The following is a 20,696-nucleotide window of genomic DNA, read 5'->3' on the forward strand; positions in this document are numbered from 1 at the left end:
GGAAAAAAGATGAAGACGAAGTTGTTTGATACGGTTCAACTCGGAACGTTGACATTCCGCAATCGGGTCATCATGGCGCCGATGTGTATGTACAGTGCAAAAGAAGATGGACTCGTTACGGATTGGCATGTCACGCACTATGCAACCCGTGCAATGGGTGGTGTCGGTGGTGTTATCTTAGAAGCGAGTGCCGTCACGCCAGACGGTCGTATTTCAGCCGGTGACCTTGGGATTTGGTCAGATGCGCATATCGAAGGACTACAACGGATCGCAGAGCAAGTCAAAGCAGCGGGTGCAAAAGTAGGCATTCAACTGGCCCATGCTGGGCGCAAAAGTACGACGGCAGAACCACCCGTCGCACCGAGTGCTTTACCGTTTGATGACACATACGGTCATCCGCGAGCATTAACGCTTGAGGAAATCGCAACGATCAAACAACAGTTCATCGATGCAGCACTACGTGCGGAACGAGCAGGGTACGATTTCATTGAAATTCATGGGGCTCATGGTTATTTATTGAACACGTTCCTCTCTCCGTTATCGAATGTCCGCGAGGATCAATACGGTGGATCGATTGAAAATCGGATGCGCTTGTTGCTAGAGATCATTGATGGGATTCAGGAAGTCTCGAAGCTTTCGATTTGGGTCCGGATTTCAGCAGCGGATCACGCAACAGGAGGAATGACGGCAACGGACTATATTCCACTTGCAAAAGAACTAGCAGCACGTAACATCGATCTACTCGATTGCAGTTCAGGGGCTGTCGTCGCCAATGCCGTACCGGAAGTGTATCCAGGCTATCAAGTGAGCTATGCGGAAGAGTTGAAACGAGAGACAGGTATCGCCACGGGAGCGGTTGGATTGATCACGACAGCTGCCCATGCAGAAGAAATCGTCCGTAACGGTCGGGCGGATATCGTACTGCTCGCACGTGAGTTACTGCGTCAGCCTTACTGGGTCTATCATGCGGCAGCCGAACTAGGAGACACGGTCGCCTTGCCGAAACAATACGAACGAGCACCGATTCGGACGGTACGCTAACTATTAATCATATGAAAAAACGACACAAAAAAGGGAAGCCCTAAAGGCTTCCTTTTTTGATTACTGCTGTTGTTGTTGCATCATCTGTTGTTGCATTTGTTGTTGTTCTTGTTTGTCTAAATCAAAAGCATCCTTGAAGTCTTTGTTTTCGATTTTAACATCGTATTCTTTCATGAGTGAACGGTAGATATCGTTCGGGTTGACTTGTGCTGCTTTTTCTTCAGCAAGTGCTTTTTTGATGCGTGATTTTTCTTTATCAAGTGTAAAGTCTTTCTTTTCTTTACGATCGACTACTTTGATGATGTGGTAACCGAACTGTGTTTTAATTGGATCGGAGATTTTACCTTCAACGCCATCCTTGAACGCATAATCTTCGAATTCCTTGACCATTTTACCTTTTGTGAAGTATCCAAGGTCTCCACCTTTTGTACCGCTACCTGTATCTGTTGATTTCTCTTTTGCGAGTTTCGCGAAGTCCGCGCCGTCATCCAATTGTTTTTTGATGTCTTTTGCTTCTGACTCTTTCGCAACGAGGATATGGCTTGCTTTAACTTCGACTTTTTCTTGGTCAAAACGCTCTTGGATTTCTTTATCTGTTACTTTTGATTTCGCAGATTTTGCTTCCGTTAAGAGCATTTGTGTGCGAAGAACTTTCTCGAATTCTTTTTCATTCTTGATTCCAGCAGATTTCAATGTTGTACTGAACTGCTCTTTATCCGGGAACTGGTCCTTTGTCTTCTTGACTTCTGCTTCGACTTCTTTATCCGTGACTTCTTTGCCGTATTTCTTCTCAAGCAATTTGTTCATCGTTTGCTGGAAGGCGATTTGAGCACCAGCTTTTTCGTATGCTTCTTCTTGGACGTCAGCCTTGTTGACTTCGCCACCTTTGTAATTGATGACGGCTTCGTCATTTGATCCACATGCTGCTAACGTAAATACACTTGCGACTGCTGCTGCGCCTAACAATTTCTTTTTCATACATACACCCCTAATTTACCATTTATTTCAACCGTTTTATCATATCATATTCTCGTCTGGTTGACAGCTGTATCTTGTCATGCCGAGAGATACTTGCTCTTTTCCATGCTATCACATCCAAGTAGCCGGTTGAGGATAATTTTTATGGGAAATTGTGAGGGAAATAACGCTCTTGAGACATAGTAGTAATGTCCTTGTCATGAGGAAAAAAGACCTAAAAAAAGCATTCTAGCTAGAGGCTAAAACGCTTTTAGTAAGGTTATGCTTTTTTGATTGAGTCCATGACTGGATCTTGAGGGCGACGATCTGCTTCTTCTGTGATCATCTTTGATGTCTCAGCGAATATGTCCATGAAGCTGTCGCCATACAAGCGACGTACGATCGCAGAAATGTCCGTTAATTCCGGGAACTTCCCGTACAGTTCCTGAAGAGGAAGTGATGCACGGAAGACACCGTTTTCTTCAGGGCGGAACGCTTGAATCGTCTCAAGCAAGAGTGATTCGCCCTCTGGTGTCAACTGGACGTAGGTATTTCGTTTATCTGTTTCCTTTTTTGAGAACGTCAACAGTCCGCGGTCTTCTAACTTCTTCGAGAAGTTGAACGCCGTCGAGACGTGCATGACACCATACTTCGCAATCTCTGAAATCGAGGCACCGCCTAGCGCGTGCGAAATCCACAAGATATGATGTTCATTGATGTTCAGATCAAAAGGCTTGATCCAATTTTGCCAATCTTTTTCTACCGTTTTCCATAGTGCTTTGCTTAACTGGACAATCTTGTGGCTATACAACAAAGCCTCTTGTCCAGGATATAACTTTTCGTGTTCCATATCTGACTCATCCTTTCGAAAGGTGACAATGGCTCAAACGCGCAAAATGCAAACTATACAAAAACAAATCGAAGCAACGGATCTTACTTTTGTGGAGAAAGCTGGTCTGCTTCCTGTTTCGCTTCATCAGCGAGAGACTGGATCTTCGTGAGCGATGCTTGGACTTCCGTTTGGTATTCCGAGACGCTCTGCATGACTTCTTCTTTGAAGTGCATACCAGACGCTTTTGCTGTCTCTACTAAGTTCTTGCCCTCCTGGGTCAAATCCTGCACATTCGTTACGATTGTAGAATAAGAATTTCGACGTTGATGACCGTTCGAAGAGTCGCTTTTCGTACCTTGGCGAAGCGCCTTCAGACCGTAAAAAGTCACAAGTGTTAGCGTAGCACCAAAAGCGACCCAGTTACGGGCGGGACGCTTCGACATATTGAACCTCCTTTTTAATATTAAAATATTTGTTTCATATTATTTTACCGAAAATCGAATGAAAGAAACCTATTTCGGCAATATTTTTCTAAGAATAGAAGAAAAAGAACAGACTTAGATGCGAGAAGCGATCGAGTTAGCGAGTTCAGCCAATTCCTCTACCGTGTAATCGTCATTATGAACTTCCCATTTCGCGCCGAAACCGTCTTGTTTATCGTGACGCGGAATGAGGTGCAGGTGGAAGTGGGAGACCGATTGACCTGCTACTTTTCCTGTATTCGATAAGAGATTCATGCCAGCTGCCTCTGTCTCTTGTTGAAGCGCACGACTGATTTGCGGGATCGTCGCAAATACGTCTTGTGCTTGTTCAGGAGAAAGATCATACAAATTATCGGCATGTTGTTTTGGGATGACGAGCGTATGTCCTTTCGTCACTTGTGACAAATCGAGGAAGGCGAGAACTTGTTCGTTCTCGAATACGATATGACCAGGGACTTCTTTGCGAGCAATTTTACAGAAGATACATGACTCTTTTTGCATGGAACGTTCACTCCTTTGGGTAAGATAACATTAGTATACGGAAAGTTTCCGACTTCCGCACGATTGACAGTCAAATTGAACCCGATACACTTAGAAACATACAGCTACTGAAGGGAAGGAGCGAACTGCATGGCATCACGAGTAGCCTCGACGGCACAAAAAAAACGAAAACGGCGTCTGCTCGTCGGTAGCGTTATCGTCGTCGGTCTTTTCTTATTCGTTGCCTTTTGGTTTGGGCGTAACATGCAAGAAGCGGCGAAAATGGAGAAAACAGACGAGCGTCTTGCTACCTTGTTAAAGGAAAAGGATCAGCGTGGATTCCAAAAGCTAGTCACGATGAACGATAAGTCACTACCGATGAGTGAGGCGACGCGACTCGTTAACTGGTTGACGGCTGATACAGAGCGGACGGACCGGGTCATCGCACAAGTCAAACAGGATCAAGACGCAGGTAAGCAAGTAAAGACACATCTGTTTTCGTTACAAGAAGAGGATGGATGGCTTTGGTATGACCGGTACTCTCTCGATGTGAATCCTCAACGGTTAACCGTTTCGAGTGATCTACCGGGAACAAAGGTTTCACTAGATGGAGAAGAAGTCGGGACGATCGATCAGAAATCTCTTGAAGTCAAGCGTTCTCCTGGAGAGTACGATGTTCAAGTAAGTGCGGAACAATCAGGACAGACCGTCCAGGAATCAAAGACTGTACAACTCGGAGATGAACCGAACGCGACAGTCGACTTTAAATTAGCTGATCGGTTCAATACGACCGTTTCGAACGAATATGCAGTCGATATCAAAACGTTACTTGAGACGGAAGTGAAAGCCCGGACTGGAAAAAGTATCGATACGATGACTGGCTATCTTGGACGTTCGCGTGACTCGTTTGAGAATACGTTCGGCACGCCTGATTCGACCGTTGCCAATCGAGCGCGGTACGATGGATATGAAGTAACCTATCAGTCGGGGCAGGTGGAAGAATTGTTAATCCGATTGAATAAGACTCCGGATGAACTTGAAGCCATCGCTGGAAAACCAGAACGAAAGAAGCGAGAGCAAGTCGGTACCGTTTGGGAATATCCGTCTAGTTTTCTCGAAGGTGTGTTCGAATGGTTGAATCTGCGAGCAGAAAAACGTGTCGTCGAGCGAGAAGACGGCATGTGGTTACAATTAAAAGACTAAAAAAATCCTCGGACAGAACGTCCGAGGATTTTTGGTTATCGTTTATTCACCGCACGGAGAATGAACGATACGATGAGGATAAGAATGATAGCTCCGAGTAAAGCAGGTACGATTGCGAATCCAGCAACCATTGGACCCCAATCTCCGAATAATGCTTGACCAATCAATGCACCAACGAAACCAGCGATGATGTTACCGATAATACCACCTGGAACATCTTTACCTAAAATCAAGCTTGCTAACCAACCAATAATACCACCAACGATTAATGCCCATAAGAATCCCATTTAAAACACTCCTTTTCAATTTAAGATATATGATTACTTACGTACTGCCCGGAGAATAAGTGAGACGATGAAGATCAAGATGACTGCTCCGAGAATAGCCGGAATGACTGCGAAACCGGCGATTTTTGGTCCCATTGAACCAAAGATGGCTTGACCGATCATCGAACCGATGAAACCAGCGATAATGTTACCGATGATGCCACCCGGCACATCTTTCCCGATAATTAAACTTGCGATCCAACCGATGAGACCACCAATGATGAGTGCCCATAAGAAACCCATTTTAAAACATCTCCTCTACATATTAGTTTTACCTGTTTTCAGGCAGTTATAAACACGTGCGAAAATGAAAAAATCTGAAATCGTTCATTCTTTAAATGACTAGACAATTAGACCACTTGATAGAGAATGAATGGACGATTCATTGATTTCACTTTCAATTTACATGTAAATCGTTTTCATATATTGATGTAACGATTACACTTAGAGTAATTGCCGAAAAAACAAGTATTAAAACATTATATTTTAAAAAACTAGGCGTTAAGCTAGAAAAACGAAGCAAATCTACTTTACGATGAGCCTAAAGGGAGTGGCGAACATGTTATTAGATATCAAAGGTTTATCAGGCGGATATGGATCGAAAACCGTCCTTCATGACATTAATATCGAAGTGGATCGGGGTGAACTCGTTGGTTTAATTGGTTTAAACGGTGCTGGGAAATCGACGACGATCAAGCACATACTCGGTCTTTTGCCAGTCAAGACGGGATCAGTTCGAATCAATGGAATGGATTTAGTAACGAACGAAACCGATTATCGTCGCCAAGTTGCATACATTCCAGAACAACCGATGTTATATGAACAACTGACATTACGGGAGCATCTTCGTCTGATGGCGCAAGGATATGATGTCGAAGAAGCGATCGCGACAGAACGCGCGCAACATTACGCTGAACGACTTCGGATGACGAAGCAACTCGAATGGTTTCCAAGTGTCTTCTCAAAAGGAATGAAACAAAAAGCGATGATCTTGTGCGCACTCGTCACAGGGAGTGAGCTGTTGATCGTCGATGAACCGTTTGTTGGACTAGATCCGCTCGCGATTCGCGAGTTATTACAGATTTTTAGTGAACTCAAGCAAGACGGTAAAGGTATTTTAATGTCGACGCATATCCTTGAGACAGCAGAACGGCATTGTAATCGCTTCGTACTCTTGCATGAGGGTCACATTGCAGCGGAAGGGACGACAGCTGCTTTACGCGCACGATATGGATTACAAGATGGAACACTAGATGATCTGTACGTCGCTGCAATCGAGGAGGCGGAACGATGAACAGCCAGTCCTTATGGAAGGAACGGTATCAGGCGGCGATGACCGAGACGGTGAAATACACAAGGTATATGGCGAATGGTGGACTATTATTCACCGTGTACTTCGTTATTTTGTACGGTTTAGTCGTATACGGTCGTTTCCTCGACCAACTCGATCCATCGTTTCCTGGTCGGTTCGTCATGGCAGCCTTGTTTCTGATTTTACCGCTCTACCGGACGAGTCGGACGTTTCTCGTTGAGGCGGACCAAGTGTTTTTGTTACCGGTATTAGCGAAGTTATCAGGGTTTATGCAACAAGTACGAGCGTACAATGCGGTCTTTGGTATCATCCGTGCCGTGATTCCATTTTTAGCTGTCGTTGTTCTCTATGTTCGAACGGAACAGACGACACCACTTGAACTTGTTTTACTTGGGGTAGCGCTTGGACTGTTCGGAGCAGCAGCGAACTTATCAAAACTTGAAGGAATTGCACATCGGACGGTGCTGTTATATGCGTTCGGAGCGGCACTTCTCGTCATCATCGATATGGCGTGGATGGCGATCGTCGTCGCACTTCTCTTAATGGTCGTCCTTCATCTGAAGCGTCAGGATCATCTTCCTCTACGCGAATGGATTTCACTTGAGCAGGAATCGCGCGATCGATTTTATCGATTAGCGAATTGGTTCGTCGATGTGCCGCATCTATCGGCAACGTATAAACGCCGTCGTCTCTTAAGTAACATGGTCGAGCGGATTCCATATCGAGCGCAAACGACATTCGATTACTTGTATGTCAAACAGTTCATCCGGAGTGGAGACGGGATCGGATTGATTGTTCGTTTGACGTTAATTGGAGCTGTTTTCATGTGGTTGGCAAGTGGAAATGTTTGGTTCGTCGCCTTAGCGATTCCAGCGTTCGGAGGACTAACTAGTTTTCAGTTGGCGCCATTCACGAAAGCAGTCGATCAGCATCTTTTGACTCGTCTATTACCATTTGGAAATGCCGTACTGGCGAAACGGAAAATCATCCGCTTCGCAGCAATCAGTCAATGTATCGTACTGACACTTATTGGATTCTTTTTAAGCGGATCCCTCTATGTCGTTGGTGGAGCAGCGTTGGCACTTGTGATCGGTGAGTATTATGCACGAAAATGATAGACAATTAGAAAGAGCCTACGCGATGAATCCATCGTGTAGGCTCTTGGTCTTTACTAATTATTAATTGACACGTTCGTTTGAGAGGTCTTCTTCTTCGACCATACGTAATTCTTTGCTGACAGGAGCAGGGAGGTCGTAAGAAGCTTGACCATGTTCCGCGACGTCGAGTCCACGGAGTTCATCTTCGCGTGTGATCCGAAGACCAATCGTAAGGTCGAGAACTTTTAAGAATGCATAACTTAAGACGCTGACGATGACGACGGCAAAGACGACACCAAGTGCTTGAACACCGAGTTGCGTAAAACCGCCACCATAGAAGAGGCCAGCTTGTCCGATCCCAGTGATTTCAACGAGACGTGGTGAAGCGAAGAATCCAGTTGCGAGTGTACCCCAGATACCAGCGACACCGTGGACGGAGAAGGCACATAATGGATCATCAACGCGACTTGCGAGAAGAATGCTCGTTCCATATGTGATGACACCAGCAAGGAATCCGATGACGACGGCTGCCCATGGTTCAACGAAAGCACAGGCTGCTGTGATCGCAACGAGTGCGGCTAAGACACCGTTGATGATCGACGGGATATCTGCGACACGGCGGTGCCAGAATGAGATGGCGAGTGCGCCGAGTGCACCTGCTGCAGTAGCAAGTAATGTCGTCAAGGCAACATAACTAAAGAATCCGTCGGCAATCGTTAATGTCGAACCAGCGTTGAATCCGAACCAACATAACCAGAGGATGAAAGCACCAACGACAGAGTAGATGACATTGTGTCCGAGTAACGGCGTTTTTTCAGCACCGATTCGTTTTTTGAGCAGTAAAGCAGCAACGAGTGCGGCGATCCCACCTTGTAAGTGAACGACTGTTGATCCGGCGAAGTCTTGCATTCCGAGCGAACCGAGGAATCCACCTGCCCAAACGGAACGTGCAATGATCGGATAGATGATAGCAACGAAAAACGTTCCGAATAATAGATAAACTGATAATTTAGCACGCTCTGCGAATCCGCCCCAAGCAATTGCAAGGGAGACAGCGACGAATGAGAGTTGGAAGAGGAATTTCACATCAATCGTGATGTTCGACCAATCAAGACTGCTGAATCCTCCTTGTAAGAAGAATCCTTCCGTTCCGATAATGGAATTACCATCACCGAACGTCAATCCGAATCCGATGGCCCAAAAGGCGAGGGCGGCAACTGAGAAGCTGATGATCTGTTTGACAGCGACGTGCCCTGCGTTCTTCGCCCGTAACATTCCTGTTTCTAAAAGTAAGAATCCGATTTGCATCGTAAAGACGAGCAGTGCTGCGAATAAGACATAAAACGTATCGACTGAGATAGCGAGTTGTTCCAGTTTCATTGTCGTTCCTCCTTTATCCATTTAAAGTATGTGTTTACTTTAGACGGAAATACTTTCAAAGAAACGTGTTGTGTCAGAAAATCTGACATGGTATTTTTGTGGAAAGGAGTGACGAAGATGAACTACCGTGAGAAAAAGGTGATGTCGATTGGAATCGTCTGTGAATTGACCGGATTATCGGAACGTCAGATTCGTTACTACGAAGAACGAAAATTAATCTTTCCAGAACGGACGAACGGAAAGACACGAAAATATTCATTTACGGATGTCGAACGACTCGTCGAAGTCGCGGAAAAAATCGAAGATGGCTGGCGGACACATGAAATACGTGAAAAAGAACGGAAGGTAACGGAACAGCAACGTTCTGACTTGATCCGTGGTCAATTAAACGCTGCATTCGGTCTTTACAAGAAACAGTGAACATTTCATGAACTGGTAACAGAACTGTCATTTTGTAAACGATTTATTGGCACAGACTTCTTAATTTCAGATATAATGTTTCTGTGTTCACAAACTTATCGTACGTTTTTTTGGGGCGTTAGAACGAGTATAAAGGGGTAGTTATGATGAAGAAATTCAATGATACGTTTTTGCGGGCGATCCGTGGCGAGCAGATTGATCACGTTCCCGTCTGGTACATGCGACAAGCAGGTCGTTATCAAGCGGAATATCGTGAAATCAAGAAGACACGGACGCTTTTCGAGATCACACATGACTCGGAACTAGGCGCATATGTGACAGAACTACCTGTAAAACAATTAGGGGTCGATGCAGCGATTCTGTATAAAGACATCATGACGCCACTTCCATCGATGGGCGTTGACGTCGAAATCAAGAGTGGCATCGGTCCAGTCATCGCGAACCCGATTCGCACGATGGCAGATGTCGAAGCATTACAACCATTTAACCGTGAAGATATTCCATATATCTATGAAACGATTCGTTTGTTACGGGAACGACTCGAAGTACCGTTGATTGGTTTTTCCGGGGCACCATTCACGCTTGCGAGCTATATGATTGAAGGTGGTCCTTCGAAGGGATACCATAAAACGAAAGCATTGATGTATGGACAACCTGAGGTATGGCATGCCTTAATGGAGAAACTAGGTGACATGGTCATCGATTACATCAAATCACAAGTGGATGCAGGAATCCAAGCGTTCCAAATCTTTGATTCATGGGTCGGAACGACAAGCCGGAAAGATTATGTCCGTTACATCAAGCCAACGATGGAACGCATTTTCACGGAATTAAAAGATACAGGCGTGCCGATGATCATGTTCGGTGTAGGAGCGAGTCACTTGGCAGAAGAATGGCACAGTTTACCGTTAGACGTCGTCGGACTTGATTGGCGTTTGTCGATTGACGAAGCACGTGAGCGTGGACTGACGAAACCTGTCCAAGGAAACCTCGACCCGTCTTATCTGTTAGCACCATGGGATATCCTTGAAGCAAAAACGAAGGAAATTCTCGACATGGGAATGAAGCAACCAGGATTTATCTTTAACCTCGGTCACGGCATCTTCCCGGAAGTCGATCCAGAAGTATTGAAACGTTTGACTGCATTTATCCATGATTATTCGAAAGAAAAAATGGAGGTAGGAAAATGAAGACGTTAGGACTACTTGTTATGGCGTACGGTACGCCATATAAACCAGAAGATATCGAGCGTTATTATACGCACATCCGTCGCGGGCGCAAACCGTCTCCAGAAGCATTGGCAGAGTTGACGGAACGTTACGAAGCCATCGGTGGTGTCTCACCACTCGCACAAGTCACGATTGATCAGGCTGAAGAGCTACACCGTCAACTGTCTGAGAAATATGCTGGTGAAATCGAGTTCAAGCTCTATCTTGGTCTGAAACACATCGAGCCATTCGTTGAGGATGCTGTCGAGCAAATGGCAAAAGACGGCATTACGGAAGCGGTCACGGTCGTTTTAGCACCTCACTATTCGACGTTCAGTATCCGTTCATACAATGGTCGTGCGAAGGAAGTCGCGGACCAACACGGTATTCGTCTCGCATCCGTCGAATCGTGGTACAAAGAAGAAGCGTTTCTCGATTGGTGGGGTAAAGAAATCCGCAAGACGTTCGACGCTTTACCAGTACCTGAAGAAAAAGCCGTTCTCGTCGTTTCAGCACACAGTCTACCTGAAAAAATCATTGCAAACGGTGATCCATACCCAGAACAATTGAAGGAAACAGCTGAATTGATCGCGCAACGTGCTGGTGTACCGCATATGATCACAGGCTGGCAATCGGCTGGACAAACGCCAGAACCATGGCTTGGACCAGATGTTCAGGATTTGACACGTGACGTCTACGAAGAAAAAGGATACGAAGCATTCGTCTATGTACCCGTTGGTTTCGTTGCCGATCACCTAGAAGTATTGTTCGATAATGATTACGAGTGTAAAGTCGTCTGCGACGAACTCGGAATTCACTATGCGCGACCTGTCATGCCAAACGCGGATCCAGCTTTCATGAAAGCTGTCACGGAAGCCGTCGCGAAACAGGTGGGTAGTTATGTCCAGTAAACGTCTCGTCATCGTGGGCGGTGGTATATCAGGACTTGCAGCCGCCTATTATGCAGAGAAGCAGTTTCCGGAGATGAACATCACGTTACTCGAGGCAGAGGGTCGTCTCGGTGGTAAGGTGGCGACATATCGGGACGAAGGATTGACGATCGAGCGGGGACCAGATTCGTATGTCGCACGGAAACACGTGTTGACGGATCTCATCGAAGAGATCGGATTAGGGGAGCAACTCGTTCGCAATAACACGTCGCAAGCGTATATCTTGGATGCGCGCGGTCTCCACCCGATTCCAAAAGGTGCCGTCATGGGCATCCCGACCGATTTAGAGTTATTCGCAGAGACATCTCTACTGACGGAAGAAGAAAAAGCAGAGGTGACAGAACGATTGCTTCACCCTGCTCCTGATTTGACGATTCCGGAAACAGACATCCCATTAGGGGAATACCTGCGTCCGCGTCTTGGAGATGCACTCGTCGAGAAGTTAATCGAACCGCTTCTTTCAGGCATCTATGCGGGTGATATCGACCGGATGAGTACGTTTGCGACCTACCCGCAATTCGTTGCGAATGAGCAAAAGGCGGGAAGCTTGTTCGAAGGAATGCGCCTCATGCGTCCGCTTGATCAACAACAAGGTCCGACGCTTAAAGCGACAGGTCAATTCTTATCACTTGCTACTGGACTCGAGTCTCTCGTCGAGCGTTTAGAAGAGGTGCTTGAACGGACAGAGATTCGTCTGGAGACACCACTTCGTTCAATTGAACGGGAAGAAGACGGGCGGTATCGTCTCGAAACGGATCACGGTCCAGAATATGCCGATGATATTTTGTTGACGATTCCGCATCGCCAAGTCGTGTCCCTGTTACCAGATGCGACGCTTCCAGGGCTTGCGAACCTTTCAACACACTCGACGGCGACGGTCACGTTGATTTTCGATAAGGAAACAGCGTTACCGATTGATGGAACGGGATTCATCGTCAACCGTCGGGCGCCGTATTCAATTACAGCATGCACGGCGATTGATCAAAAGTGGAATCATGCAGCACCGAATCATACCGTGCTCCGTGCCTTCATCGGACGCCCCGGAAAAGATGCACTCGTTCGTGAATCAGACGAAATGATTGAACGCGTCGTCTTAGAAGATCTTGAAAACATCTGTGGTCGTCCATTGCAACCGGAACGTGTCGTCATCAGTCGTCTCTTAGACGGCTTACCGGCCTATACGGTAGGACATGCACAGCGGATTCAAGAAGTGCGAGAAATCGTCGCTTCTCACTATCCACACATTCATTTAGCCGGACTCGCCTATGATGGTGTTGGTTTGCCAGACTGTGTAGCAGGTGTCAAAGCGACGCTTGAACAAATGGCGTTACAACAACCGGAACCATGTCCAGAATCATGACACGCCTAAACCTTTTTGAAGCTAGCAGTGCTTCAAAAAGGTTTTTTTGTCTTCAGAAGAATGACACGGAAGGAAACGGGAATAAGAGACAGAGGAATCAAAATCGAAGAATACCGTTGAAGCGGGAGGGAATCGTATGGTGGAAGTATGGAGTACGTTCACGATCATCATCGTCTACGGATTGCTTATCATGAATATCTTGGCTGTCCTGACGGTTATTTTTCTCGAGCGGCGCGATATTGGTGCGACGTGGGCATGGGTATTCATCTTGTATTTCGTTCCGCTCGTTGGATTTCTCGTCTATCTGTTTTTCGGAAGATTGTTGAAAAAAACGAATTTTTATCGTGTCACGGATGAAGAACAACTGGAACAGGATAGACGGATCGCCTTACAGAAAAAAGAACTTGTAACGATGGGACGGCACCCGATGATTCAAAAGCACCGGGATATGATTCGGATGAACCTGATGTCGAACGGTTCCCTGCTCAGTCTCTCGAATCAACTGCAGATTCTTTCGGATGGCGAGCAGAAGTTCAATCGGATGATTCAAGATATCCGCCAGGCAGAGCATGAAGTGAATATCCAATATTACATCATTCAGAAAGATCGTCTCGGGTTAGCGTTGATCGATACATTGACCGATTGTGCCCGTCGTGGGATCAAAATCCGTCTATTGTATGATGCTGTCGGATCACGAAGTCTCAAACGGACGGATTTTAAGGATTTACTCGCACACGGAGGAGAAGTGTTTGCCTTTTTCCCGTCGACGATTGGATTCGTTAATTTTCGATTGAACAACCGCAATCACCGTAAATCCTGTATCATCGACGGTCGAATCGGCTATATTGGTGGCTTCAACGTTGGTACGGAATATCTCGGTATCGATGAAAAGTTCGGCTACTGGCGGGATACACATTTTCGCTTGGAAGGTGACGTCGTTCATGATCAACTCGACCGCTTTATTCTCGACTGGAACCAAGCAAGTGACGTCTATACGGAAAAATCTTTATTTTACTATGGAACGCATAGGATTCAGGATATATTACCGATGCAAATCGTCACATCGGGTCCGGATTCCCGTTCAGAGTATTTGAAGCTTTCCTTGATCAAGATGATCAACGAAGCAAAACGGACGATTTATATCCAATCGCCTTATTTCATTCCAGACACGAGTTATTTAGATGCATGTAAGGCAGCCCTTCTGTCCGGAGTGGAAGTCCGCATCATGATTCCGAACAAACCGGACCACCCATTCGTTTACTGGGCAACGACTGCTGCTGTAGGAGAGTTGTTATCGTACGGAGCTAAAGTCTACACGTATGAACCTGGATTTTTACACGCAAAGACGATCGTCGTTGATGGCGAGATTGCTTCAGTCGGGACGACGAATATCGATGCGCGAAGCTTTCGGTTGAACTTTGAAATGAACACGATCGTCTATGATCAGACAATAGCGATTGAACTAGAACGTCTCTTCCTCGCTGATTGTGAGGTATCAAAGCTCATGACGGTCGAGTCGTATGCCGCGCGTTCAAGAACGATCAAATTCAAGGAAAGTATTTCGCGTTTATTGTCACCGATTTTGTAAACCGCGTTTACGACCAGTCAAAATGTGAAAAATGGTATAGTGGTATGGAAATAGAAAAAGAGGAGAGTGAAGACGATGGCAAATCCAATCAAACTACTCGTATCAGACATGGATGGAACCGTTCTTTCGGGCAAGCAACGAATTGAACCGGAGACGATTCAGGCAATTGAAGCGGCACGCGAACAAGGTGTCGAATTTGCAATCGCGACAGGACGTAACTACTTAAATGCAAAAGAATTAACAGACGCAGCAGGAATCCACTGTCCAATCATTGCTTCAAACGGGGCACGTGTGATGACCGTCGATGGAGAAGAGTTAAGTGCAACGACGTTGACGACGGAACAAGCACAGCAAATTTACGTTATCATCAGTCAATATGAAGTTTTCTTCGAGATGTTCTGTGATCAAGGACTCGTGACAGCACAAGGAGCGACGATCGACGCAGCCTATGATTCCCTGAAAGAGTTGAGTGAAGAGAGTGATCGGGCGAAACAAGTGCTTGATTTCTTCCACGATCGTTATTATGTCCACGAAGACGTCAAGATGATTGATGGATTCCGGTCGTACATTCGTAACCAAGCGGGAAAAGTATTTAAATTCATCTCATTCTCGTTTGATCAAGAATTGATGAAAAAAATCTGGCAGGAAATCGAGCAAAAGGTCGAAGGTGTCTATGTCACGTCGTCAGGACACGATAATATCGAAGTCATGGCTGTCGGTGCCGATAAAGGAACGGCAGTTAAAATCCTCGCGGACCACCTCGGTGTGCCAATCGAACAAGTCGCTGTCATCGGTGATAATCTAAACGATCTTCCAATGTTCAAAGTTGCCGGAAAGGCGATCGCGATGGGAAATGGTCATGATGAGGCAAAAGCGATTGCCCATCACGTGACGAAAACAAACGATGAGCACGGCGTCGGATATGCGATTCAGCAGTTGGCGTCCCGCGCTTGGTAAGGGGGACGTTTCATGTTTAAAGCATTTAAGGAGTTCGCGTTTCGAGGAAATGTGATCGACTTAGCGGTCGGAGTCATTCTTGGTGCTGCGTTTAGCGGGATCATCAAATCACTCGTTGACAGTGTGTTCATGCCGTTGATCGGCATCATCATCGGTGGTGTTGATGTCAAGGGATTGTCGGTCATGGTCGGAAATGCAGAGTTGCAGTACGGTCAATTTCTTCAAGCGAGCATCGAATTCTTGTTGATCGCCTTTGCGCTGTTTATCTTCGTCAAAGGCATCACTTCATTCCGAAAGAAGGAAGAGGTCGTCGAAGAAGAAGCGGTACCAACGACAGAAGAAAAATTATTGACAGAAATCAGAGATGCCTTGATTCATCAAAATGAGTCATCGACTAAAAATTGACGGATACAACAAAGCTGACTCAAAAGTCAGCCTCTACAAAGATAAGGGTGGCAGAATGATGATCTGCCACCCTTATCTCGTAAAAAAGAATGACGCGTCACACGCCACTCCTACAGGAAAAAGCGCATTATGCGCTGTCAGAGACAAACAAGACCCGTTCTCCTGCTTGAATGAAGCAGGAAAACTGGCTTGTGTCTCGCCTGAGGAAAGGGCGTGAAAAGACGCGTCATTCTTTTTTTTGAGTCAGCTCCTTTTTTAAATCATAAAATTTCGAGTAATGCATTTTCAGAGCAGACTTGTAACGAAAGCTGTTTTTTCATTCCTTGATCAAATGAAATTTCTAGCACGTCGTCAACCATGTGCAAAACGGTTCCGGGACCAAATGCTGTATGCGAGACACGCATGTTCTCAGTGATCGGTAGTGGGGAAACGCTAGCTCGCGCTGCAACAGCAGTTCGCTTGCGCTCTACTTTTCGTTTTGCAGCATCAGGCGTGACGAGGCGATGAACGTCTTCGACGAATGGCGAGACATCAAATGATTTCGATTTAAAACGATAGGACAGAAGATGTAGTTCGTGTCGCGCCCGTGTCATGCCGACGTAAAACAAACGTGCAGCTTCTTCCATATCATCGAGTTGTCCATTCTTGTACGCCTTGATCGTATCAGCTGATGGAAGAATACCAGAAACGAGATCAATCATGAAAACGCGATCGAATTCAAGTCCTTTTGCACTGTGAAAGGTCGAAAGGGTGACCGCATTTTGATTTTTATTTTGTTTCGCATCACGCATCAATTGTTCGAGATGCGTGATCCGTTCACGAAAAGCGAGTAGCGTTGGTACATCACTTGCGATGTTATCAATCGTATTCAATGTTTCAAGCAGGTGATCGAGACTAAAACCGAGACTCTCACTCATTTTCCGCAAATTCTTTTCGTAACCCAGTTCATGACGAATCAGAGAGAGGGCAGCAGAGGGTCGAACGGTTTGGATGGAAGCGAACGTGCGCTTCATTTGTTGAAGTTGTTTCTTTTGATAAAACTTCATCTCGATTTTGTTTATGAGTAGATCAAATACAGATTCGCCCGTACCGAACTGCTGCAATTGAGAAAGTTGCGCTTTTGAAATGTACCCGGCGAATTTCGTATGAATAGTTGCTAACACATCGATATCTGTCGGATCTTGTGCGAATGTCATGAAGTTTAAGATATCCTTCAAAATCCAATGACTGAAGAATTTATGATCGACATCCTTAATATAAAACGGAATATTTGCTTGATCCAAAGCATTCATGACGTTGATCGAAGAAGCATTGTTGCGATATAAGATGGCCACTTCGCGGTAATTCGTCTCTGTCCGTAGTTGATTCAACAGATAGCGAGTCTGATCCTCGTAAGTTGGTAACGTCTCTAAGATGATCGGACGAACAGCAGCGTTCTCCGTGAACATCTGTTTCGGATAGCGTGCTTTATTGCGCTGAATGAATTGGTTCGCGACGGATACGATGTCTTGAGACGAACGATAATTTTGTTCCATGTAAAGAATCGTCGCATTCGGATACGTATCTTTGAAGTGCAAAATTTTAGAAGCGTCCGCGCCACGCCAGCTGTATAGCGTCTGATCATCGTCTGCAACGACACAAAGTCGGTTATGCGGTAAGGCTAACTTTTCGACCAATTGATGTTGAACGAGTGACGTATCCTGGCTCTCATCCGTTAGGATATAGTCAAAGCGACGCTGATAATGTTGCAACAGACGACGGTCTTGCTCCAAAATCGTATTCGCATACGTCAACATATCATCAAAGTCGAGTAACGGATGTAAGGGATCACGCGACTTGAATTGTTCATACGCCACATAAATATCAGGGAAATGTTTGATCGTCGTCGGTACTGCCTTGATTTCCTTTAAAGAAAGAAGACGGTTCTTGACAAAGGAAATCATTCGTAATAACTCATCCATCTGGTCGTCGGTAATGACACTCCGATTAATTTCCTGGAAAATACGCCGGAGTAACATACGTTTATGTGGCGCATTCGGATGTTGTTGATCCATTGGTCCCTCAATGATCGTATAGGAAAGACGCTGCTGGGATGTATGATCCCGAACGACTTGAAAAGCAAAGCTATGAATCGTCGAGAATGCCGCTGTCGTTCCAATTAATTCGTGAAATAGATGATAAAAACGATCCGCCATCTCGCGAGCTGCTGCCTTACTGAAGGTCAGCCCTAAAATACGATGTGGTTCGATCTTTTTTTGTAAAATCAAATAGGCAATCTTAAAATTAAGCGTCGTTGTTTTTCCAGAGCCGGGTGAGGCGAGTAACAGCAACGGACCATGGTCATGTTCGATTGCCTGTTGTTGGACAGGATTCAGTTGAATGCCGGTCAATCGCTCCATCTGTTCGAAAAAATCTTCATGCATGATACAGTTCACCTCGAGCGTATTTATTTCTCGTCCAATAATCGAACTTTCCCTAGTGTATCATTTTTAGTGTCAGGATTGGATTACGGAAAGAAGAACCGTGGAATAAAGAGACAAGAGCCTATTGGATGTTATGTAAGACGAGTACCCTAAAAGACTAGGCAAATGGATACAAAAACATTAAAATGGGAATAGATGTAAGAGAGTACTCTCTTGTCCTGTACAAAGAGGGAAGGCGGAATGAGAATGTCTGTAGTGAAATTACACATGTATACGAATGAACATTATGAACAATGTGATGCGTTCATTCTTCCGGAAGAACAAGTCCAGTTTACTTCTTTTCCGACGGATGTCGTCACAGATGCAGTTGCCCATCCAGATAAATTCCCGGTTGTCATCAAAAAAGACGAGCTCGTCGTCGGATTTTTTATTCTTCATCTTAACCCCCCTAAAACACATCGAACACATGAACAAAGTGTCCTATTACGTGCCTTTTCCATTGATGCACGCCATCAACAGCAAGGATATGCGAAAGAGGCAATGATGCAGTTGCCAGAGTTCGTCCATCATCATTTTCCAGAAGTCACAGCGATTACACTAGCGGTCAATAAAAAGAATATTGCTGCAAAATCACTGTACTTCAAGACGGGATACGTCGATACGTTACAGTCCGTCATGGGTCCGATTGGGGAGCAACACATCCTTGCATTTGATCTAGAAAAAGAATCTCGATTAAAACAATGAAGTAAAAAAGCATTTTCCTGATTTTATTCAGGAAAATGCTTTTTTTACTTAAGATAAATCGTAGAGTGAGAGATGCGCACCTGCTTCACCAGAGAAGGCAATCCCTCGACTGGATGTTTTCGGGAAAATCCGTCCAGATGCAACGGCTTCTCCGTCATTCAGGAAAAGTTCAAACGAAGAACGATCCACGAACAAACGTAATGTATGCAAGTCCTTCGCAAGAATCGTCGATCGCGAAGTGCCGAATGATTCAGCAGGGACTTCCGCACCTGAACGGCTTCGATCGATTGTAAATTGACGTGATACAGCATCGTAATGGAATACGGTTTCTTCAGTGGCGTCTTGACGAATCGAGAAGCGGAACGTGTCCGACGACAGTTTTAAGTCTGTCATCACGAGCTCGAAAATCTCGGCTTCCGCAATTGTCACGTCTTGTTCGAAAAGAATCGTTTCGTCAAACAGCGTCTCTTTTCGTAGCTGTGTCAGTTCATTGACAGGTCGTTGACGAAGTTGCCCCTGTTCAATCGTTAATTCACGTGGCAATGTCAAAGCATGTGCCCAGTTATAGATGTCAGAAGGATAACTGATATCCGGTAGCCCCATCCAACCAACAAGAATCCGTCGACCATCTGCCGCCTCAGTTGTTTGTGGCGCGTAGAAGTCAAATCCGAAATCGAGTTCTTGGAACGGTTCGTGTGTGAATGTTAAGTCGGGTAAAGCTAACGGTTCGCCGATGAAATAACCGGACTGGAAAATATTTTGATAGTTCTGACCATCTGGTTCAATCCCTTGAGGGCTAAAGAGGAGGATTCCTTTTCCATCCAGCTCGAAATAATCAGGACATTCCCACATATAACCGAATGTCGGGTAGTTCGTCTGTAACTCACCGAGGAATGTCCATTGCTCTGCATCTTGAGACTGATAGATGACAGTACAGCCCGTCAAGTCACTGCGCTGTGCACCAATGATGCAGTACCAGATGCCCGATGCATCTTGGAAGACTTTCGGATCACGGAAATGTTCCGTATATCCTTCAGGAACGTTTGGAATAGCAGGTGGTAAATGTTTTTCGATTCGTCCATCCGAGCGGAGATGACCGACGATTTGGCTCGTATGGCGATTCCAATCCGCATCCCGTTTATTACCGGTGTACATGATGTGCACTTGATCATCTTTAATGAAGCCACTACCGGAATAAGCACCGTGCGAATCAGGATCGTCATTTGGGATCAAGGCGGCTCCTTCATCGAACCAATGTACAAGATCTTTTGATGTCATGTGATACCAGTACTTCAGCCCGTGTACGGGTCCGAGTGGAAACCATTGATAAAACAAATGATAGAGACCATCATGATAGACGAAGCCGTTCGGATCATTCAAAAGTCCGGTCGGAGGTTGAATATGGTAAGAAAATCGCCAAGGAGATGTTCGAACTTCTTCCTTCATCGCTTGGTAAACGCTCGGATCGACATCCGAGAGGGGACGGTATCGTGCTTCACGTGTCCATTGATTCATGTTGACAGCTCCTCGT

General features: G+C 45.6%; 20 protein-coding genes and 1 pseudogene. 12 read left to right on the plus strand and 9 right to left on the minus strand.

Translation table 11 applies throughout. The features are described 5' to 3' along the window. Positions 1–9 precede the first annotated feature (9 nt). Positions 10–1,041, plus strand: a complete 1,032-nt coding sequence (namA, locus tag KNQ03_RS08430; protein WP_214724354.1) for an NADPH dehydrogenase NamA — start codon at positions 10–12, stop codon at positions 1,039–1,041. Between the two features lie 60 nt (positions 1,042–1,101). Here namA and KNQ03_RS08435 read toward each other — a convergent pair whose 3' ends face one another. From KNQ03_RS08435 to KNQ03_RS08450, 4 genes and pseudogenes are all read right to left on the minus strand, one after another. Beyond that, on the minus strand, positions 1,102–2,019 hold the full coding sequence (locus tag KNQ03_RS08435; RefSeq protein ID WP_050677713.1) for a peptidylprolyl isomerase: 918 nt from the start codon (positions 2,017–2,019) through the stop codon (positions 1,102–1,104). A gap of 259 nt (positions 2,020–2,278) precedes the next feature. Further along, entirely contained in the window at positions 2,279–2,848 is a 570-nt protein-coding gene (locus KNQ03_RS08440) for an HTH-type transcriptional regulator Hpr (RefSeq protein WP_023467344.1), read from the minus strand. 83 nt (positions 2,849–2,931) lie between these two features. Next, the gene (locus KNQ03_RS08445) at positions 2,932–3,273 is read right to left on the minus strand and encodes a hypothetical protein (RefSeq protein ID WP_023467345.1); all 342 of its coding nucleotides are present in this window, start codon (positions 3,271–3,273) and stop codon (positions 2,932–2,934) included. Between the two features lie 114 nt (positions 3,274–3,387). Next, positions 3,388–3,816: pseudogene (locus KNQ03_RS08450) on the minus strand (HIT family protein); the annotation flags it as partial. Positions 3,817–3,942: 126 nt separating this feature from the next. Between KNQ03_RS08450 and KNQ03_RS08455 the strand changes: the two are divergent. Continuing rightward, positions 3,943–4,995: a TcaA second domain-containing protein gene (locus tag KNQ03_RS08455; RefSeq protein WP_214724356.1), complete on the plus strand. Its 1,053-nt coding sequence runs from the start codon at positions 3,943–3,945 to the stop codon at positions 4,993–4,995. 35 nt (positions 4,996–5,030) lie between these two features. Here the strand turns inward: KNQ03_RS08455 and KNQ03_RS08460 are convergent, their stop codons facing one another. Continuing rightward, complete coding sequence (locus tag KNQ03_RS08460; RefSeq protein ID WP_029340936.1) at positions 5,031–5,282, minus strand: GlsB/YeaQ/YmgE family stress response membrane protein; 252 nt, start codon at positions 5,280–5,282, stop codon at positions 5,031–5,033. Between the two features lie 33 nt (positions 5,283–5,315). Continuing rightward, positions 5,316–5,564, minus strand: coding sequence for a GlsB/YeaQ/YmgE family stress response membrane protein (locus tag KNQ03_RS08465; RefSeq protein ID WP_023467349.1), 249 nt, complete (start codon positions 5,562–5,564; stop codon positions 5,316–5,318). Positions 5,565–5,880: 316 nt separating this feature from the next. Between KNQ03_RS08465 and KNQ03_RS08470 the strand changes: the two genes are divergently transcribed. Continuing rightward, the gene (locus tag KNQ03_RS08470; protein ID WP_214724358.1) at positions 5,881–6,615 is read left to right on the plus strand and encodes an ABC transporter ATP-binding protein; all 735 of its coding nucleotides are present in this window, start codon (positions 5,881–5,883) and stop codon (positions 6,613–6,615) included. Then, the gene (locus KNQ03_RS08475; RefSeq protein WP_214724360.1) at positions 6,612–7,748 is read left to right on the plus strand and encodes an ABC transporter permease; all 1,137 of its coding nucleotides are present in this window, start codon (positions 6,612–6,614) and stop codon (positions 7,746–7,748) included. The genes KNQ03_RS08470 and KNQ03_RS08475 overlap by 4 nt, the downstream gene beginning before the upstream one ends. Before the next feature lie 63 nt (positions 7,749–7,811). Here the strand turns inward: KNQ03_RS08475 and KNQ03_RS08480 are convergent, their stop codons facing one another. Continuing rightward, on the minus strand, positions 7,812–9,110 hold the full coding sequence (locus KNQ03_RS08480) for an ammonium transporter (RefSeq protein ID WP_050677708.1): 1,299 nt from the start codon (positions 9,108–9,110) through the stop codon (positions 7,812–7,814). Positions 9,111–9,227: 117 nt separating this feature from the next. On the opposite strand from KNQ03_RS08480, the gene KNQ03_RS08485 reads away from it, so the two are divergent. The 7 genes from KNQ03_RS08485 to mscL all read left to right on the plus strand — a co-directional run bounded on the left by KNQ03_RS08485 (position 9,228) and on the right by mscL (position 15,998). Then, entirely contained in the window at positions 9,228–9,530 is a 303-nt protein-coding gene (locus tag KNQ03_RS08485) for a MerR family transcriptional regulator (protein ID WP_023467353.1), read from the plus strand. A gap of 143 nt (positions 9,531–9,673) precedes the next feature. Then, a complete protein-coding gene (hemE, locus tag KNQ03_RS08490) occupies positions 9,674–10,720 on the plus strand; it encodes a uroporphyrinogen decarboxylase (protein ID WP_023467354.1) in 1,047 nt (348 codons plus the stop codon). Next, on the plus strand, positions 10,717–11,649 hold the full coding sequence (hemH, locus tag KNQ03_RS08495; protein ID WP_023467355.1) for a ferrochelatase: 933 nt from the start codon (positions 10,717–10,719) through the stop codon (positions 11,647–11,649). The genes hemE and hemH overlap by 4 nt, the downstream gene beginning before the upstream one ends. Further along, the gene (gene hemG / locus KNQ03_RS08500) at positions 11,639–13,048 is read left to right on the plus strand and encodes a protoporphyrinogen oxidase (RefSeq protein WP_064300379.1); all 1,410 of its coding nucleotides are present in this window, start codon (positions 11,639–11,641) and stop codon (positions 13,046–13,048) included. Before hemH ends, hemG begins: the two co-directional genes overlap by 11 nt. A gap of 136 nt (positions 13,049–13,184) precedes the next feature. After that, the gene (cls, locus tag KNQ03_RS08505; RefSeq protein ID WP_214724362.1) at positions 13,185–14,636 is read left to right on the plus strand and encodes a cardiolipin synthase; all 1,452 of its coding nucleotides are present in this window, start codon (positions 13,185–13,187) and stop codon (positions 14,634–14,636) included. A 75-nt stretch (positions 14,637–14,711) separates the two neighbouring features. Beyond that, positions 14,712–15,593, plus strand: a complete 882-nt coding sequence (locus KNQ03_RS08510; protein WP_214724364.1) for a Cof-type HAD-IIB family hydrolase — start codon at positions 14,712–14,714, stop codon at positions 15,591–15,593. A gap of 12 nt (positions 15,594–15,605) precedes the next feature. After that, the gene (mscL, locus tag KNQ03_RS08515; RefSeq protein WP_133207909.1) at positions 15,606–15,998 is read left to right on the plus strand and encodes a large-conductance mechanosensitive channel protein MscL; all 393 of its coding nucleotides are present in this window, start codon (positions 15,606–15,608) and stop codon (positions 15,996–15,998) included. A gap of 260 nt (positions 15,999–16,258) precedes the next feature. On the opposite strand, the gene KNQ03_RS08520 is transcribed toward mscL, so the two are convergent. Beyond that, on the minus strand, positions 16,259–18,421 hold the full coding sequence (locus KNQ03_RS08520) for an ATP-dependent helicase (protein WP_214724366.1): 2,163 nt from the start codon (positions 18,419–18,421) through the stop codon (positions 16,259–16,261). A 246-nt stretch (positions 18,422–18,667) separates the two neighbouring features. Here KNQ03_RS08520 and KNQ03_RS08525 point away from each other — a divergent pair, with 246 nt between their 5' ends. Further along, positions 18,668–19,165 carry a GNAT family N-acetyltransferase gene (locus tag KNQ03_RS08525; RefSeq protein ID WP_050677173.1) on the plus strand — a complete coding sequence of 166 codons (498 nt, stop codon included), beginning with the start codon at positions 18,668–18,670 and terminating at the stop codon, positions 19,163–19,165. Between the two features lie 48 nt (positions 19,166–19,213). Here the strand turns inward: KNQ03_RS08525 and KNQ03_RS08530 are convergent, their stop codons facing one another. Next, positions 19,214–20,680: a glycoside hydrolase family 32 protein gene (locus tag KNQ03_RS08530; protein WP_214724368.1), complete on the minus strand. Its 1,467-nt coding sequence runs from the start codon at positions 20,678–20,680 to the stop codon at positions 19,214–19,216. Positions 20,681–20,696 lie beyond the last annotated feature (16 nt).

Origin of the sequence: Exiguobacterium sp. s143 (assembly GCF_018618895.1) — a bacterium.
Classification (GTDB): Bacteria; Bacillota; Bacilli; order Exiguobacteriales; family Exiguobacteriaceae; genus Exiguobacterium_A; species Exiguobacterium_A abrahamii.